General features: G+C 71.3%; 12 protein-coding genes and 1 pseudogene. 3 read left to right on the top strand and 10 right to left on the bottom strand.

From position 1 onward, the window contains the following. Positions 1-67: 67 nt before the first annotated feature. The 3 genes from HCN51_RS41965 to HCN51_RS41955 form a co-directional block, all read right to left on the bottom strand. Positions 68-1,123, bottom strand: coding sequence for a hypothetical protein (locus tag HCN51_RS41965; protein WP_168017581.1), 1,056 nt, complete (start codon positions 1,121-1,123; stop codon positions 68-70). 3 nt (positions 1,124-1,126) lie between these two features. Then, positions 1,127-1,630 (bottom strand): SigE family RNA polymerase sigma factor, encoded by a 504-nt coding sequence (locus HCN51_RS41960; RefSeq protein ID WP_168017580.1) that lies wholly within the window; start codon positions 1,628-1,630, stop codon positions 1,127-1,129. A gap of 94 nt (positions 1,631-1,724) precedes the next feature. Beyond that, positions 1,725-2,060, bottom strand: coding sequence for a hypothetical protein (locus tag HCN51_RS41955; RefSeq protein ID WP_168017579.1), 336 nt, complete (start codon positions 2,058-2,060; stop codon positions 1,725-1,727). A 163-nt stretch (positions 2,061-2,223) separates the two neighbouring features. On the opposite strand from HCN51_RS41955, the gene HCN51_RS41950 reads away from it, so the two are divergent. After that, positions 2,224-2,754, top strand: coding sequence for a tetratricopeptide repeat protein (locus HCN51_RS41950; RefSeq protein ID WP_230465654.1), 531 nt, complete (start codon positions 2,224-2,226; stop codon positions 2,752-2,754). 176 nt (positions 2,755-2,930) lie between these two features. Here the strand turns inward: HCN51_RS41950 and HCN51_RS41945 are convergent, their stop codons facing one another. From HCN51_RS41945 to dnaK, 6 genes and pseudogenes are all read right to left on the bottom strand, one after another. Continuing rightward, a complete protein-coding gene (locus HCN51_RS41945) occupies positions 2,931-3,638 on the bottom strand; it encodes a hypothetical protein (protein ID WP_155128718.1) in 708 nt (235 codons plus the stop codon). A 199-nt stretch (positions 3,639-3,837) separates the two neighbouring features. Then, positions 3,838-6,411 carry an ATP-dependent chaperone ClpB gene (gene clpB / locus HCN51_RS41940; RefSeq protein ID WP_080043692.1) on the bottom strand — a complete coding sequence of 858 codons (2,574 nt, stop codon included), beginning with the start codon at positions 6,409-6,411 and terminating at the stop codon, positions 3,838-3,840. Between the two features lie 31 nt (positions 6,412-6,442). Beyond that, positions 6,443-6,766, bottom strand: a pseudogene (locus HCN51_RS41935) (heat shock protein transcriptional repressor HspR); the annotation flags it as partial. 4 nt (positions 6,767-6,770) lie between these two features. Continuing rightward, positions 6,771-7,952, bottom strand: a complete 1,182-nt coding sequence (gene dnaJ / locus HCN51_RS41930) for a molecular chaperone DnaJ (RefSeq protein WP_168017578.1) — start codon at positions 7,950-7,952, stop codon at positions 6,771-6,773. A 23-nt stretch (positions 7,953-7,975) separates the two neighbouring features. Then, the gene (gene grpE / locus HCN51_RS41925; protein WP_080043690.1) at positions 7,976-8,578 is read right to left on the bottom strand and encodes a nucleotide exchange factor GrpE; all 603 of its coding nucleotides are present in this window, start codon (positions 8,576-8,578) and stop codon (positions 7,976-7,978) included. Then, positions 8,578-10,449: a molecular chaperone DnaK gene (gene dnaK, locus HCN51_RS41920; RefSeq protein ID WP_080043689.1), complete on the bottom strand. Its 1,872-nt coding sequence runs from the start codon at positions 10,447-10,449 to the stop codon at positions 8,578-8,580. Before dnaK ends, grpE begins: the two co-directional genes overlap by 1 nt. Positions 10,450-10,587: 138 nt before the next feature. Between dnaK and HCN51_RS41915 the strand changes: the two genes are divergently transcribed. Next, positions 10,588-11,142, top strand: a complete 555-nt coding sequence (locus tag HCN51_RS41915; RefSeq protein ID WP_230465653.1) for an RNA polymerase sigma factor — start codon at positions 10,588-10,590, stop codon at positions 11,140-11,142. Continuing rightward, positions 11,135-12,247, top strand: a complete 1,113-nt coding sequence (locus HCN51_RS41910) for a hypothetical protein (RefSeq protein ID WP_168017576.1) — start codon at positions 11,135-11,137, stop codon at positions 12,245-12,247. Before HCN51_RS41915 ends, HCN51_RS41910 begins: the two co-directional genes overlap by 8 nt. A 58-nt stretch (positions 12,248-12,305) precedes the next feature. Here the strand turns inward: HCN51_RS41910 and HCN51_RS41905 are convergent, their stop codons facing one another. Continuing rightward, positions 12,306-16,100, bottom strand: a complete 3,795-nt coding sequence (locus HCN51_RS41905) for a LamG-like jellyroll fold domain-containing protein (protein WP_206068505.1) — start codon at positions 16,098-16,100, stop codon at positions 12,306-12,308. Positions 16,101-16,140 lie beyond the last annotated feature (40 nt).

Below are 16,140 nucleotides of genomic sequence, written 5' to 3'. Positions count from 1 at the left end.
CCAGGGTCCGTTCAGCGGGCCTGGGTTCGGTCAGTGGATCCGGGTCCGGTCTGTGGACCGGGTTCGGTCAGCGGGTGGAGTCGTAGACGGCGACGGTCAGCGTGCCGGGACGCCGCTGGTACTCCGGGATCGCGGACGACAGCCTGACCCTGACGGTCACCTTGCCGTCGGGGCCGGGCCGCGCCGCGCCGAGCATGGAGAAGCCCACCCGGTCCGCGGAGGGCGGCTCCGGGCAGTAGCTCTCCATGTTCTGCGGCCGGCCGTTCACGTAGACCTCGCCGGTCAGCCGCCCCCCGAGGCCGCCGCCGCAGTAGATGACCAGCGCCCACTGGCCGCCCGGAGGTGGCACCGAGACGGTCACCTCACGGGCCGCCGGCCAGACAGCGCTCGCGGAGCCGACGAGACGGTAGTCGGGGGGCGCGCCGCCAAACGTCTTCGGCGGCGCGACAGGCGCGGGCGCGGGCGGCATGGTGGCGGGCGGGGTCCACTCGTAGACGCCGAACCGCCACCTCCTCGCCCGCTCGCCGGGGATGGCCTTCGACGGCTTCGGCATGGTGATGCTGAGCGTCCCGCGGCGCGTGCCTTCCGGGAACGGCACGAGGTCGGTCGGCTGATGCCGGTCGCACACCTTCACCAGGGACGACATGGGGGTCAGCGCCCACACGTCCGGGCCGGGCCGCACCATCCGCACCTGGGGCACCGACCCGCGGGTCCCGGCCGGGCAGTCGGCCATGATGGCCAGCGGCTTCCCGCTCACCTTCACCTCGAACGTCACCTTGTCCCGCTTCGGCGCGTCCAGCGTGGCGGTGGCGACACGGCGGTAGACGGTGCCGTCCGCCTCCTCGAATCGGGCGGGCAACTCGTGCACATCGGCCGTCGGAGCGGCCGCCGGGACGGGCGCCTCCCGGGGCTCCAGCACGCGGGCGGAGGGCTGCGGCCGCACCAGGAACCCCGCCGCCACGACCGACGCGGCGGCCACCCCCGCGACCGCCGCCACGGTCAGGCGGCGGCGCCGGACGGCCCGCGTCCGCGCGCGCAGCCGCTCCCACGGCACCGGCCGCTCGATCGCGGGGCGGCTGCGCTCCTCCAGCAGGTCGTGCAGCTCTCGGCGGCTGACGGGCACGTCCTACCCCTCTCTCGCGTACGCGGACGCGACCGACTCGTCGATCCGCAGCTTGGCCAGCGCCTTGCTGGTCTGGCTCTTGACCGTCCCGACACTGCAGCCCAGCGTGGCGGCGGCCTGGGCCTCGGTCATGTCCTCGAAGAAGCGCAGCACGATCACGGCCCGCTGGCGGGCGGGCAGCCGGCCCAGGGCCTGCCAGACCAGCTCCCGCTCGTCCGCCTGCCCCATGCGGTCGGCGGTCTCGGGATGGTCGGGCGGCGCGCCCGTAGTCAGCTCCACCTGCCGCCAGCGCCGCCGCCACCACGACACGTGCACGTTGACGATGATCTTCCGGACGTACGCCTCGTGCTCGTCCCTGATGCGGCCCCAGGAGACCCACGCCTTCATCAGCGCGGTCTGCACCAGGTCCTCGGCCACCGCCCAGTCCCTGGTGAGCAGGTAGGCCGTGCGGAGCAGTCGATGCCACGCCGCCGCGACGAACGCGTCGTACTCCGATCGATCCGCCATGCGCCAGCCTCTCTCCACCGTGGTCACCCGTACGACGCGACCGGGTGGTGAGAAAGTTGCCCGAGCTTGTCGAGCGGGCCGCTCCTGGACCTCGCTATTGAGCGGGTCGCTCCTGGATCTCGCGCAGCGGCTCGGCCAGCCAGGCCGGGACGCCGCGCAGCCAGTGCCTGCCGTGCTCGCCGAGCGCGGTCGCGGGCGCCTGGTGCAGGCGCGGCGTGGACGGCGTGCGCAGGCAGGGGGCGGGCAGCGAGACCGGGCGCGTGTCCCTGGCCTCCCGCACGTTCAGGCGGGTCTCCAGCGCGCGCAGGTTGCGCTCGGCGGTCTCGATGGCCTCCAGGCGGGCCGAAAGGTAGCCGGCGACGCCGGGCACGAGCGCCGACAGCACCACAGCACAGGCCAGCGTGAAGGTCATCTGCTTGGACAGGCCCATCACAGTCCCTCCGCTCGCGTGGCGGCAAAGCAACTGGTATATGCCCGCTGACCTGCGAAAACACGCACCCTGTGCCCGGTATTGGGGGAGATGTTACCTAAGGGGGCGCGCGGCGATGCGAATTGTCCGGGCAAAGGGCCGGGCCGGTCGGTAGTCTCGCGTTGTGGCGCATGTGACCCGTGAGCACCTTGATCGTCTGCTTGAGCAGGCGCTGTTGGCCGACGACCACGATTCCCTGGCCAGTCGGCTCTACGACGTCGCGCTCGACTATTCGTCCGGCGACGTGTCCAGGGCCTCCATCCTGGTGCTCGCCGCCGAGGAGTGGCGAGCGGCGGGGCAGCCCGCGCGCGCGATGGAGTGTTTCCAGCGCGCGGTCGAAGACGGCGGCGAGGCGGGTTTCGACCCGCGTGCCGGCATCGCCGACACGCTCTTCGAGCTCGACAGGCCGGATGAGGCGAGGGAGGTCATCGAGACGATACGCGCGGAGGGGAACGTCTCCACGGCGACCGCTCACACGATCGCCGAGACGCTGGTCGCCTATGGCGATCTCCAAGGGGGCCTCGAGTGGGCCACCCAGGCCGCCCTGCGGTGCGAGGAGAACGACCCGGAGCAGGTGGCGCTGTTGCGTACGCGCTACCGCATCAGGGTCGATCTCGGGCTGCCCGAGGACGAGCTGGACGAGCTCGTCTCCTGAGGCGGCCGCGCGTCGATCGAGCCCGTCCACCGGACCGGGCTCGCTGAGCCGTGCCCGCACTGTGAAGGTGGCCGGAGGGGCCACGGTCCCCGCACGGTCCGTTCGTGGGGACCGCGACCCCTCCGTTCAGGGGATGCCGGGCGCGGCAGGCACGATCCACGCCCGGACAGGGTGGCTCATTTCAGTGCGAGACCGCCGAGGGCGTCGGTGAGCCCGGCCGCCCCGGAGCCGCCGCCGGGCAGCACCGCGACGCCGTCCAGGCTGTCCATCGCCTTGGGCAGCACCTGGCCGATGAGCTCCGCGCTGACCTCGCTGACCGGCTCCTGGAGGCCGAGCGGCGAGTCGGTGCCGGTGGTGACGACGCGGTTGTCGTAGGGGCCCCTGCCGACCGTCATCTCGTCGGGCAGCCTGCTGTTCAGCGAGGTTCCCGGCACTTCGGGCAGCATCGGGAGGGGCGGCAGCGGGGGCAGCTTCGCCATGGTCGCCAGGTCCGCCACCCCGGCCGGGCCGGGCATCATGGGGAACAGCGCGGGCGAGGCCGAGAACAGCGACGCCAGCCCCCAGGTGGCTCCCGTGCCGCTCAGGTCGGCCATGCGCAGCACCTGCTTGCCGGTCGCCAGGCCCTTGTAGCCGGCCTGCCTGGCCATCTCCCCGGCGGCCATGGCCACCTTGTTGCTCTCGCTGGTGATCATGCGGCTGCCGGCCGAGCCGCCCTCCTCAAGGCGCAGCGTGGAGGGGTTCTCGCAGGCCGAGACGACCGAGGCGGGCGACAGCACCGCGGTCTCCGCACACCCGCCGGCCATGGAGGTGCCGGTGAACAGCCAGCTGACGCCCGCGGCCAGCGCGGCCACGGCGATCATGCTCCGGAACTTTCGGAATGACACCGCACGTCTCCCTGAGTCGATGTCGGTGATCTGACGAACGCTCACCGTAGTCACCCGCGAGCCGGGGGAGGTGCGGCTTGTCCGAAGGGTGGGGCGAACCTTACCGAGCGCGTGGCGCGATGACCGGGCCATGACACGCCGGAGCCCGGGGATCGCCTGGATCCCCGGGCTCCGTGGGTCCGCGCCGGCAGCCGGCGCCCTATGCCGCTCGCTGGATGAGCAGCTCGTCGTCGCCGAGCTCGACCAGCACCTTGTCGCCGTCGGCGACCTCGCCGGACAGGACCGCCTTGGCCAGCTTGTCGCCGATGGCGGACTGGACCAGGCGGCGCAGCGGGCGCGCGCCGTACAGCGGGTCGTAGCCCGTCAGCGACAGCCACTCGCGGGCCGCCGGCGTGACCTCCAGCGTCAGCCTGCGGTCGGCCAGGCGCTGGGCCAGGCGCTCGACCTGCAGATCCACGATCTGCGCCAGGTCCTCGGAGCCGAGCGCGTCGAAGAGGATCACGTCGTCGAGCCGGTTGAGGAACTCCGGCTTGAACGAGCCGCGCACCGCCCCCATGACCGCCTCGCGCTTGGCGCCGTTCTCCAGCGCCGGGTCGACGAGGAACTGCGAGCCGATGTTGGAGGTCAGGATCAGGATCGTGTTGCGGAAGTCGACCGTGCGGCCCTGGCCGTCGGTCAGCCGGCCGTCGTCGAGCACCTGCAGCAGGATGTCGAACACCTCGGGGTGCGCCTTCTCGACCTCGTCGAGCAGCACCACCGTGTACGGGCGGCGCCGGACGGCCTCGGTGAGCTGGCCGCCCTCCTCGTAGCCGACGTACCCGGGAGGCGCGCCGACCAGCCTGGCCACGCTGTGCTTCTCGGAGTACTCGCTCATGTCGATGCGGGTCATCGCCCGCTCGTCGTCGAACAGGAACTCCGCCAGCGCCTTGGCCAGCTCGGTCTTGCCCACGCCGGTGGGGCCGAGGAACAGGAACGAGCCGGTCGGGCGGTCGGGGTCGGCGATGCCGGCGCGGCTGCGGCGTACGGCGTCGGAGACGGCCTGCACGGCCTGCCGCTGCCCGATGAGGCGCTTGCCCAGCTCCTCCTCCATGCGCAGCAGCTTGGCCGTCTCGGCCTCCAGCAGCCGCCCGGCGGGGATGCCGGTCCAGGACGAGATCACCTCGGCGATGTCGTCGGCGCCGACCTCCTCCTTGACCATGGCGTTGTCGGGCGGCGCGGCCTCGGAGGCGGCCTTCAGCGCCTGCTCCAGCCGGGGCACCTCGGCGTACATGAGCCGCGAGGCGGCCTCGAAGTCGCCGTCGCGCTGGGCCCGCTCGGCGGCGCTGCGCGCCTCGTCGAGCTGCTTCTTCAGCTCACCGACCTTGTTGAGCCCGGCCTTCTCGTGCTCCCAGCGGCCGACGAGGGCGTTGAGCTCCTCCTGCCGGTCGGCCAGCTCCTGGCGGAGCCGTTCGAGCCGCTGGACGCTGGCCTCGTCGGTCTCCTTCGACAGGGCCAGCTCCTCCATCTTCATGCGGTCGACGCTGCGCTGGAGCTGGTCGATCTCCACGGGGCGGGAGTCGATCTCCATGCGCAGCCGCGAGGCGGCCTCGTCGACCAGGTCGATGGCCTTGTCGGGCAGGAAGCGGTTGGTGATGTAGCGGTCGGACAGCGCGGCGGCGGCGACCAGCGCGCTGTCGGCGATCTGCACCTGGTGGTGGGCCTCGTAGCGGCCCTTCAGCCCGCGCAGGATCGCGATGGTGTCCTCGACGGTGGGCTCACCCACGTAGACCTGCTGGAAGCGGCGCTCCAGGGCCGGGTCCTTCTCGATGCGCTCGCGGTACTCGTCGAGCGTGGTCGCGCCGATCATGCGCAGCTCGCCGCGGGCCAGCATGGGCTTGAGCATGTTGCCGGCGTCCATCGCGCCCTCGGCGGCCCCCGCGCCGACGACGGTGTGCAGCTCGTCGATGAACGTCACGATCTGCCCGTTGCTCTCCTTGATCTCGGAGAGCACGGCCTTGAGCCGCTCCTCGAACTCGCCGCGGTACTTCGCGCCGGCCACCATCGCGCCGAGGTCGAGCGAGATGAGCCGCTTGTTGCGCAGCGACTCGGGCACGTCGCCGGCCACGATGCGCTGGGCCAGGCCCTCGACGACGGCGGTCTTGCCGACGCCGGGCTCGCCGATGAGCACCGGGTTGTTCTTGGTGCGGCGGCTGAGCACCTGGACGACGCGGCGGATCTCGGTGTCGCGGCCGATCACCGGGTCGAGCTTGCCGCCGCGGGCCCGCTCGGTCAGGTCGACGCCGTACTTCTCCAGCGCCTGGTAGGTGTCCTCGGGCGTCTCGCTGGTGACGCGGGCGTTGCCGCGTACCTTCTCGAACGCGTCGAGCAGCGCCTGCGGCGTGGCCCCCTGCGACTTGAGCAGCTCGGCCGACTGGCCGCCGTCGGCGGCCAGGCCGACCAGCAGGTGCTCGGTCGAGACGTAGAGGTCTTCGAGGCGGTTGGCGTGCTGGGCCGCGGTGTTGAGCACGGTCAGGAGCTGGCGGGAGCTCGACGGCGCCCCCACCGTCGCGCCCTGCGCCTTCGGCAGCGCCGCCAGCTGCTCCTCAGTGCGGGCCCGCAGCGTGCGCCAGTCGGCGCCGACGGCTTCGAGCAGCGGCACGGCGGTGCCGCCCGTCTGCGAGAGCAGCGTGGTCAGCAGGTGAGCCGGGGAGATCTCCGGGTTGCCCTCGGCGGCGGCGCGCCGCATGGCACCCGAGAGCGCTTCCTGGCTCTTCTGGGTGAGCTTGTAGTCCATGGTCTTAGGCCCCCGGTGGCAGCTCGTAGCGGATCAAGGCTCTGACCATGCGCATCTCGGCGCGCAGGCGGTGAACCTCCTCACGCAGCCGCAGAGCTTCGTTCTCGAGCTCGAGAATCCGCTTGATCCCCGCGAGGTTGATGCCCTCTTCTTGGGAGAGCCGCTGGACCTCGCGGAGCTGGATGATGTCTCTTGTGGAGTAGAGGCGGCCGCGCCCCGCCGTGCGGCCAGGACTGACCAGGCCGAGCCGGTCGTACTGGCGCAGCGTCTGCGGGTGGAGCCCCGAGAGCTGCGCGGCCACCGAGATCACATAGACAGGGGTGTCGTCTGACAGGTCGAAGTAGTTGGCGTCCATCGGCTTACTCGCTTCTGGCTCGCTGAATGAGCTCTGCGCGCGGGTCCTCGCTCGCGTGGGCGGTGTTGAACTCGTTGAGCAGCTCACGCGACTTGTCGTCGAGCGTCTTCGGGACGACCACCTCGACGCTCGCGAGCAGGTCGCCTTTGGTGCCGTCTTTCCTCGTGACACCCCTGCCACGCACGCGGAACGTGCGCCCGTTGGGGGTGCCGGCGGGAATGCGCAGCGTGACCGGCATGCCCTTGAGGATCGGCACCTTGATCTCGGCCCCCAGTGCGGCCTCCGTGAACGTCACGGGAACCGTGATCGTGAGGTTGTCACCCGACCGGCCGAACACGGCGTGCGGCTTGACGTGGGTGAGGATGTAGAGGTCGCCCGCCGGGCCGCCGTTCTCGCCCGGCGCCCCCTTGCCCTTGAGCCTGACCTTCTGGCCGTCGGCCACCCCCGCGGGGATGCGCGCCTGGATGGTGCGGGTGCTCTTGGCGCGGCCGCTGCCCTCGCACACGGGGCAGGGGTCGTCCACGATCAGCCCGCGGCCCTTGCAGTCGCGGCAGGGCTCGGAGAAGGCGAAGTTGCCGAGGTTGCGGCTGGCCGCGCCGGTGCCCTCGCAGGTGGGGCAGACCCTGGGGGTCGTGCCCGCCTTGGCGCCGGTGCCGCTGCACGCGGTGCAGGCGGCGGAGCTGGTCAGCCTGAGTGACACGGTGGTGCCCTCGACGGCTTCGGTGAACGTCAGCGTCACCTCGGACTCGATGTCCTGGCCACGCCTGGGACGGGTGGTGCTGGTGGTGCGGGTGGCACCGCCACCGCGGTTGAACAGCCCGCCGAACAGGTCGCCGAGCCGCTCTCCCGCGCTCCCGCCGTGACCGGTCTGCTGGCTGGTGCCGCCGAACAGGTCACCGAAGTCGAACGGGAAACCGCCACCGCTGGGCCGCTGGCCGCCCACCCCGGACCCGAACAGCGTGCGCGCGTCGTCGTACTCCTTGCGCCGCTTGGTGTCGGACAGCACGTCGTACGCCTCGGAGACCTCCTTGAACTTGGTCTCCTTGGTCGCGTCGCCCTGGTTGGTGTCGGGGTGGTACTGCCTGGCCAGCTTCCGGTAGGCCTTCTTGATCTCGTCAGCGGTGGCGGTCTTGGGCACACCAAGGACGGCGTAGTAGTCCTTTTCCAGGTAGTCCTTGGTGCTCATCTACGGCCCTTCGTCCTATTTGCTCAGTTTTCGTCGTCATCGGACGCGGCAGGGGCGTCCTCGGGCTCGGCGACGGCCACCCGCGCCGGGCGCAGCACCCTGTCACCCATCCGGTATCCAGGCTGCAACACTTCGACGGCCGTCGGCTCGCTCACGTCCGGCGAATAGCTGTGCATCAGCGCCTCGTGGACGGTCGGGTCGAACGGCTCGCCCTTCTGCCCGAAGGAGCTGAGACCCAGCTTGGTGAGCGCCGACTCCAGCGACTCCGCCACCTTCGCGAAGCCTCCGGTCAGCTCGCCGTGGTCACGCGCCCTGCCGATGTCGTCGAGCACGGGCAGCAGCTCCGTCAGAGCCCCCGCGACGGCCTGCTCGCGCACGGCCGCGCGGTCGCGCTCGACGCGCCTGCGGTAGTTGACGTATTCGGCCTGGAGGCGCTGGAGGTCCGCGGTGCGCTCGGCGAGCTGGGCCTCCAGCTCGCCGTTGCCGCCCGCCGCCGGGGCGGGCGCCTGCTCGGCGCCCTCCTGGCCGTCGGCGGGAGCGGACTCCCTGACCTGGCCCGTCTCCGGGTCGATCTTGCGGTTGTCGCGGATCACCGGCTCCTCGTGCCCGTTGTCACGCGGCGGCATCACTGGTCCTTCTTCGGCTGGTCGTCGTCGACGATCTCGGCCTCGACCACGTCGTCATCGGCCTTCTGGCCCTGACCGGCGGAGGCGTCCTGCGGAGCGCCCTCAGGGCCGGCCTGCTGGCCCTGGCTGGCGGCGTAGATGGCCGAGCCCATCTTCTGGCTGACCGTGGCGAGCTTCTCCGCCGAGGTGCGGATGACGTCGGTGTCGGTGCCCTCCAGAGCCTTCTTCAGCTCGGCCAGGGCGTCGTTGACCTCGGTCTTGATCTCGCCGGGGACCTTGTCGTCGTTCTCGCGCAGGAACTTCTCCGTCTGGTAGGCCAGACCGTCCGCGTTGTTGCGGACCTCGGCCTCCTCGCGGCGCTTCTTGTCCTCCTCGGCGTACGACTCGGCCTCGCGCATCATGCGCTCGATGTCGTCCTTCGGCAGCGCGGAGCCGCCGGTGATCGTCATCGTCTGCTCCTTGCCCGTGCCCAGGTCCTTGGCGGAGACGTTGACGATGCCGTTGGCGTCGATGTCGAAGGTGACCTCGATCTGCGGGATGCCGCGCGGCGCCGGCGCGATGCCGGTCAGCTCGAAGGTGGCCAGCTTCTTGTTGTAGGAGGCGATCTCGCGCTCGCCCTGGTAGACCTGGATCTGCACCGACGGCTGGTTGTCCTCGGCCGTGGTGAAGACCTCGGAGCGCTTGGTCGGGATCGTCGTGTTGCGCTCGATGATCTTGGTGAAGATGCCGCCCTTGGTCTCGATGCCCAGCGACAGCGGGGTCACGTCGAGCAGCAGGACGTCCTTGACCTCACCCTTGAGCACGCCGGCCTGGAGCGCGGCGCCGATGGCCACGACCTCGTCGGGGTTGACGCCCTTGTTGGGCTCCTTGCCGCCGGTCAGCTCGCGGACGAGCTCCGTCACGGCGGGCATGCGGGTCGAGCCGCCGACGAGCACCACGTGCGCGATGTCGGAGACCTTGATGCCGGCGTCCTTGATGACCTGGTGGAACGGGCCCTTGGTCCGCTCGAGCAGGTCGGCCGTCAGGCGCTGGAACTCCGAGCGCGTCAGCTTCTCGTCGAGGTGCAGCGGGCCCTCGGACGACGCCGTGATGTAGGGCAGGTTGATGTTGGTCTCGGACTGGCTGGACAGCTCGATCTTGGCCTTCTCGGCCGCCTCGCGCAGACGCTGGAGCGCCATCTTGTCCTTGGCCAGGTCGACGCCGTGCGCGTTCTGGAAGCGCTTGACCAGCTCGTCGACGATGCGCTGGTCCCAGTCGTCGCCGCCGAGGTGGTTGTCGCCGGAGGTGGCCTTGACCTCGACGAAGCCGTGGCCGTCCTCCTGGCCGACGTCGAGCAGCGACACGTCGAAGGTGCCGCCACCGAGGTCGAAGACCAGGATCGTCTGGTCCTGCTCCTTGTCGAGCCCGTAGGCGAGGGCCGCGGCGGTCGGCTCGTTGATGATGCGGAGCACGTTGAGGCCCGCGATCGTGCCGGCCTCCTTGGTGGCCTGCCGCTGGGCGTCGTTGAAGTAGGCCGGGACGGTGATCACCGCATCGGTGATCTTCTCGCCCAGGTAGGCCTCGGCGTCCTGCTTGAGCTTCTGCAGGACGAAGGCGCTGATCTGCTGGGGCGAGAACTTCTTCCCGTCGATCTCCTGGGACCAGTTGGTGCCCATCTCGCGCTTGACCGAGCGGATCGTGCGGTCCACGTTGGTGACGGCCTGCCGCTTGGCGACCTCGCCGACGAGGACCTCGCCGTTCTTCGCGAAGGCGACCACGGACGGCGTGGTCCGCGAGCCCTGCGCGTTGGCGATGACGGTGGGCTCACCGCCCTCGAGGATCGAGACGACGGAGTTGGTCGTCCCAAGGTCGATACCTACCGCACGTGCCATGAGTACGTCCTTGTAGTCAAAGTTGAGTCGGTCAGACTCAACCTATGGATGCGTGTCGTCTTTGTCAAACGACTTGAGCCTACCCGACTCAACCCCCATGAGCGTGAAAGCATTCCCGACGAACGGGCAAGAACGGGCGTGACAGTGCACAACACGCGTAACGGACCCGAACGGTTAGGGGTTCCTCCCGATCTGTTCGATGCGCACTTCGCCGAGATCCACCGCTACATCGCGCGGCGGCTGTCGGAGGACGTCGCCGACGACCTCGCGGCCGACGTCTTCGTCATCGCGGTCGGCGGCGGCTACGACCCCTCCGTAGGGGCCGTGCGGCCCTGGCTCTACGGCATCGCCACCAACCTCATCGCCCGGCACCGCCGTACCGAGATCAGGCGGTGGAAGGCGATCAGCCGCGCGGCCGAGCGCGACGGCGGCGGCGGGCACGAGGACGAGGTGCTCGACCGGGTCAGCGCGGCCCGCTTCACCGGGCCGCTGGCGGGGGCGCTGGCCGGGCTGAAGCAGCGCGACCGGGACGTGGTGCTGCTGATCGCGCTGGGCGGGCTCGGCCACGCCGAGGTGGCGCAGGCGCTCGGCATCCCGTACGGGACCGTCGCGTCCCGGCTGAGCCGCGCGCGCAAGCACCTGCGCAAGGCGCTGGGGGACGTCAATCCGTTCAAGGAGGGCTTCGATGGATGAGCTGGACCTGCTGGCTCGCGCGCTCCCCGACGCGCGCCCGCCGTCCCCGGAGGTCGTGCGGCGCGCCCGCGCCCGCCTGGCCGGCGGGACACAAGTCGCGCGCCGGGGCCGGCCGTGGGCGTTGTGGGCGGCGATCGCCACGACGGGGGTCGTGGGGGTGGTCTTCGCGCTGGTCGCGAACCTGGCGCCGGCGCCGGTGGCCGTCCGCCCGGCCGACCCCGGCCAGGCGCTGCTCGACCTGGCCGCACGGGTCGAGCGGCGGCCCGAGGAGAAGGGCGCGTACTGGCGGACGACCACCACGACGGGGCGCCGCATGTACGCGGGCACGTACACGGTGCGGGTGACCTCGGAGGCCGACCACTGGTACCCGCGCGACGACAAGGACCCCGCGCTGATCCGGTGGCTGTCGCAGGTCGTCCGGCCCGACGGCCGGGCGGACGAGCGGGCCTGGCGGGCGGCGGGCGCGCCGAAGCGGATCACGCCCGAGTGCCCCAGCGGCTCGGCCACGGCGGAGTGCAAGGAGCTGCCGGTGGCGGACACCACCCGGCCCGGGTGCGTGTATCTGTGGGGCGTCCACCGGGAGAACCCTCTCGCGCAGGCTCCCCTGGAGGACGTCACCCTGGCCGGACTGAAGGCGATCCCCGCCGAACCCCGCGCCCTGGACGCCTACCTGCGCGGCCGGCACAAGAGCGACCCGTCGCAGCCCATTGAGACGTTCGTGGCCACGAAGGCGGCGCGGTTGCTCGGCCTGCCCTTGAGCCCCGGCCAGCGGGCCGCCGTCCTGCGGCTGCTGGCCGCGCACCCGCTCACCCGGGTCGGCGGCACCGTGACTGACCCGCTCGGCAGGAAGGGGCTGTCGGTGAGCTTCGGCGACCAGGCCGGGCTGGACATCGCCTGGTACGCCCAGGGCCGATCCATGATGGCGGCCACGACCAGCACGTACGTCATCGACCCCGGCACCGGCAGCACGCTGGCCGAGGTCCAGATCGCGAACCGGGCGCTGCCGGGGCTGGCCAAGGGCACGGCCCTCACCTACGACGCCTTCGAGAGCGGCTGGACCGACGGGCGGCCCGACCGTCCCCGGGCCTGCTCGCCCAGCAGGTGAAGCGGGGCGGACCCCCGGAACGGTGGGCGCGTCACCGGGGGTCCGCAGGGGAGATGGCTCAGAGCGGGGTGGTCATGTCGGTCTGGATCTCGGTGGCGTTGAGCGCGCGGTTGTAGATGCGGACCTCGTCGATGAGGCCGTTGAAGTACTCGCTCCAGAGGCTGTTGCCGCCGATCCGGAGGATGCCGTTGTCGGTGCGGATGGGGCCTCCTGCGGTTCGTTGGCCGGCCAGGACGCCGTTGACGTAGAGGCGCAGGGTGGTGCCGTCGTAGGTGGTGGCGAGGTGGCTCCAGGTGTTGAGGGGCAGGGAGGCGGTGCCGCCGGCGCCGACTTCGCCGGTGGTGTGGATGATGGCGGCGGGGCGGTTGTTGTCGTTGCCGGCGGCCAGGACGTAGGCGAGGTCGTTGCCGTATTGCTTGTGGATGACCGTGCGCCAGCTGTTGACGGTGGCCGGGTTGACCCAGGCTTCGAGGGTCATGCCGTTGGTCAGGCGCAGGCTGGGGGCGTCGTTCACGGTGACCCAGCTCGACGTGCCGTTGAAGGAGAGAGCGGGGCCGTACTTGCCCGTGCCCGTCCATGTGGTGTTCGCCAGGGTGCCGGTGTTGCCCGACGCGGAGGAGTCGGCGAGCGTCGAGCCCGCGTTCTCGTTCATCCCGTACGCCGCCACCAGCCCCGGGTTCGCCGGAGGCGTGGTGACGGTGGCCGAGACCTCGGCCGAGGACGGGCTCACGTTGCTGGCCGCGTCGAACGCGCGGATCCGGTAGTAGTACGTCCCGGCGGCCAGCCCGGCGTCCGTGAACGAGGTGGCCTGCGCCGAGCCCACCTGGTTGGCGCCCGACGGCGTGAAGCCCGGCGTCGTGGACCGGTGCACCGTGTAGCCCTCGACGGCCACGTTGTCCGTGGCGGCGGTCCAGGTGAGCAGCGCGCTGCCGGGGCCGCCGGTCGCGGCGGGCGAGCCGGGCGCGGTGGGCGCCTGCGTGTCGGGCTCGGGCTGCGCGCCGACGGGGGTGGTCATGTCGGTCTGGATCTCGGTGGCGTTGAGCGCGCGGTTGTAGATGCGGACCTCGTCGATGAGGCCGTTGAAGTATTCGCTCCAGAGGCTGTTGCCGCCGATCCGGAGGATGCCGTTGTCGGTGCGGATGGGGCCTCCTGCGGTTCGTTGGCCGGCCAGGACGCCGTTGACGTAGAGGCGCAGGGTGGTGCCGTCGTAGGTGGTGGCGAGGTGGCTCCAGGTGTTGAGGGGCAGGGAGGCGGTGCCGCCGGCGCCGACTTCGCCGGTGGTGTGGATGATGGCGGCGGGGCGGTTGTTGTCGTTGCCGGCGGCCAGGACGTAGGCGAGGTCGTTGCCGTATTGCTTGTGGATGACCGTGCGCCAGCTGTTGACGGTGGCCGGGTTGACCCAGGCTTCGAGGGTCATGCCGTTGGTCAGGCGCAGGCTGGGGGCGTCGTTCACGGTGACCCAGCTCGACGTGCCGTTGAAGGACAGGGCGCGGCCGTACTTGCCGGAGGCCGACCAGGTGGCGTTCGCCGCGGTGCCGGTGTTGCCCGAGCCGGAGGAGTCCGCGACCGTCGAGCCGGCGTTCTCGTTCATGCCGTAGGCCGCCACCAGGCCCGGCGGTGCCTGCACGGCCTCGTACGTCGCCGTGTACGTCGCCGCCGTGGCCGGCGCCACCAGGTTGTGCGCCGCCGCGCCGCCGTCCGACCAGGACTTGAACGCCTGCTCACCCTGCGGCGACGGCGCCGTGATCGAGTTGCTGGAGCCGACGATGACCGTCCTCGTGAACGGCGTCACCGTCTGCTCCTGGTTGAAGCCGAGCTGGAGGCCCGACGGGCTCGTCTGGAACGTGAGGTTCACGGTCTTCGGCTGCAGCAGCACGCTCTTGGTGTCGGTCAGGCCGTGCTGGTCCGTCACGGTCAGGCGCAGCTCCAGGTGCGACGGGTACTCGTGGTCGGGGGCCTGGAACGAGCCGGACGCGCCGGTGAACCTGGTGATCTCGTGCTCGTGGCACGCGCCAGGACAGTGCTGCATGATCAGCGTCCAGGTCATGCGGGAGCCGGGGATCGCGCCCTCCTCCGGGTCGGTGCCGGTGCCCGAGAAGGCGATCGTGTCGCCGACCGCCCACGTGGTCGCGGCCGTCGGCGCCGTGATCGCCGCCGTGGGCGCGGTGTTGCCGACGTTCACGGTGACCGTGGCGTCCCCCTGGCCGCCCTTGTCGTCCTTGACGCGCAGCGTGACCACGTACGAGCCGACCTGCGGGTACGTCCGCGACGGCGTCGCCGACGCCGAGTCGTCGAGCTCGCCGTCGCCGTCGAGGTCCCACGCGTACGTGAGCGGGTCGCCGTCGGCGTCCGTCGAGCCGGCGCCCGAGAAGTTCACGGTCAGCGGGGCGCTGCCGGAGGTGGGCGTGGCGCTGATGACCGCCGTGGGCGGCGCGTTGTTGAACAGGTAGCGGACGATCGTGCCGCGGTCGTAGTCCACCCCGAACAGGTCGCCGTTCGGGCCCGTCTCCAGCTCCACCACGCCGGCCCCGGTGTCGAACGTGGCCACCGTCGCCGGGTCCGGCAGCCCGTTCGAGCCCTTCGTCATCACCCAGACGCACTTGCGGCTGTAGTCGGAGAAGAACAGGGCGCCGTCGTACGCGTCCGGGTACGCGCCGCCCGGGTAGAACGCGACCCCGCTGGAGGACGACTGGCCGCCGGGCGTGCACGTGTCGCCGGAGTAGAGGCGCCGGCCGTGGTTCCACGAGTAGAACGGCTGCGCGTGCGCGGAGGCGCCGGCCGCGTAGAGGTTCTCGCAGAGGGTCAGGTTGAGGGCGTCGTAGCCGTCCTCCCTGGCCGGGCCCTCGTAGCAGGGCCAGCCGAAGTTGGTGACGCCGCCGGTGGGGTTGGGGATCCGGTTGATCTCCTCGTACGTGCCCCAGCCGACCTCGCCGGACCAGATCTCGTCCGTGCCGGGGCGCTGGGTGAGGCGGAACGGGTTGCGCAGGCCGTGGGCGATGATCCGGGCCACGTTGGGGTCGGAGCTGCCGGCGTTCGGGTTGCCGGAGGCCGCAGCCCCCGTGTCCGGATTTATCCGGATGATGGTGCCGTCGAGGCCGGCCGGGTCGCCGTTCGTCCGCACATCCTGCGACCGCAGCGCGCCGCCCTCGGCGGCGGGCGGGCTCAGCGCCGTGCCCACCGCGCCCGGCGGGTCGCCGCACGGGTTGTCCGGCACGACGTCCGAGCCGGGCAGGTTGTCCTGCCCGTAGTCGGAGAACTGGAAGCTGGCGCCGTCACCGGCCGAGGCGTACAGCGCGCCGTCGCGGCCGAACTGCAGGTCGCCGATCGAATGGCTCGGATACTGCTGGCACCAGTCGGTGATCAGCGGCGTCTCCGCGCCCGACGCCGACAGGACCGACAGGCGGCCCGTGATGCGGCAGCCGTCCTCCGTCGGACCCGGAGGCGAGGGGCAGTCGTCGAAGTCGTCGTTCGGCTGACCCCAGCGGGGAGCGGTGCCGCCGGGCTCCGCGTCGTACGAATAGAGCACGTAGACCCGCGGATCGGCCGGGAAGTTCGGGTGCAGCGCCAGGCCCAGCAGGCCGCGGTCCCAGTAGTCGTGCACCCGCGTGCGCAGGTCCGCGAAGACGGTGGGGGTGGTGTCCGCGAGCGAGTCGAAGACCTTGATGTAACCGCCCTTCTCGGCCACGAACACCCGCCCGTCGGGCGCGAACTCCACGTTCGTCGGGTTCGTCAGGCCGCTGAAGACGGTCTGCTTCTGGAAGCGCTGGGGCAGGGCCACCGCCTGGGGCGCGAGCACGACGAGGCCGGTCAGGATCAGGGCAGCGGAAACCAGGCAGGATAAGAGCCTTCTCACAGGTCCCCCCATTGGAGCGTGACATCACCCCCGGCGCCCC

This window comes from Nonomuraea composti, assembly GCF_012034275.1.
GTDB lineage: Bacteria > Actinomycetota > Actinomycetes > Streptosporangiales > Streptosporangiaceae > Nonomuraea > Nonomuraea composti.
Note: the sequence above shows the minus strand (reverse complement) of the source record. Positions and strands in the feature narration are given on the sequence as shown.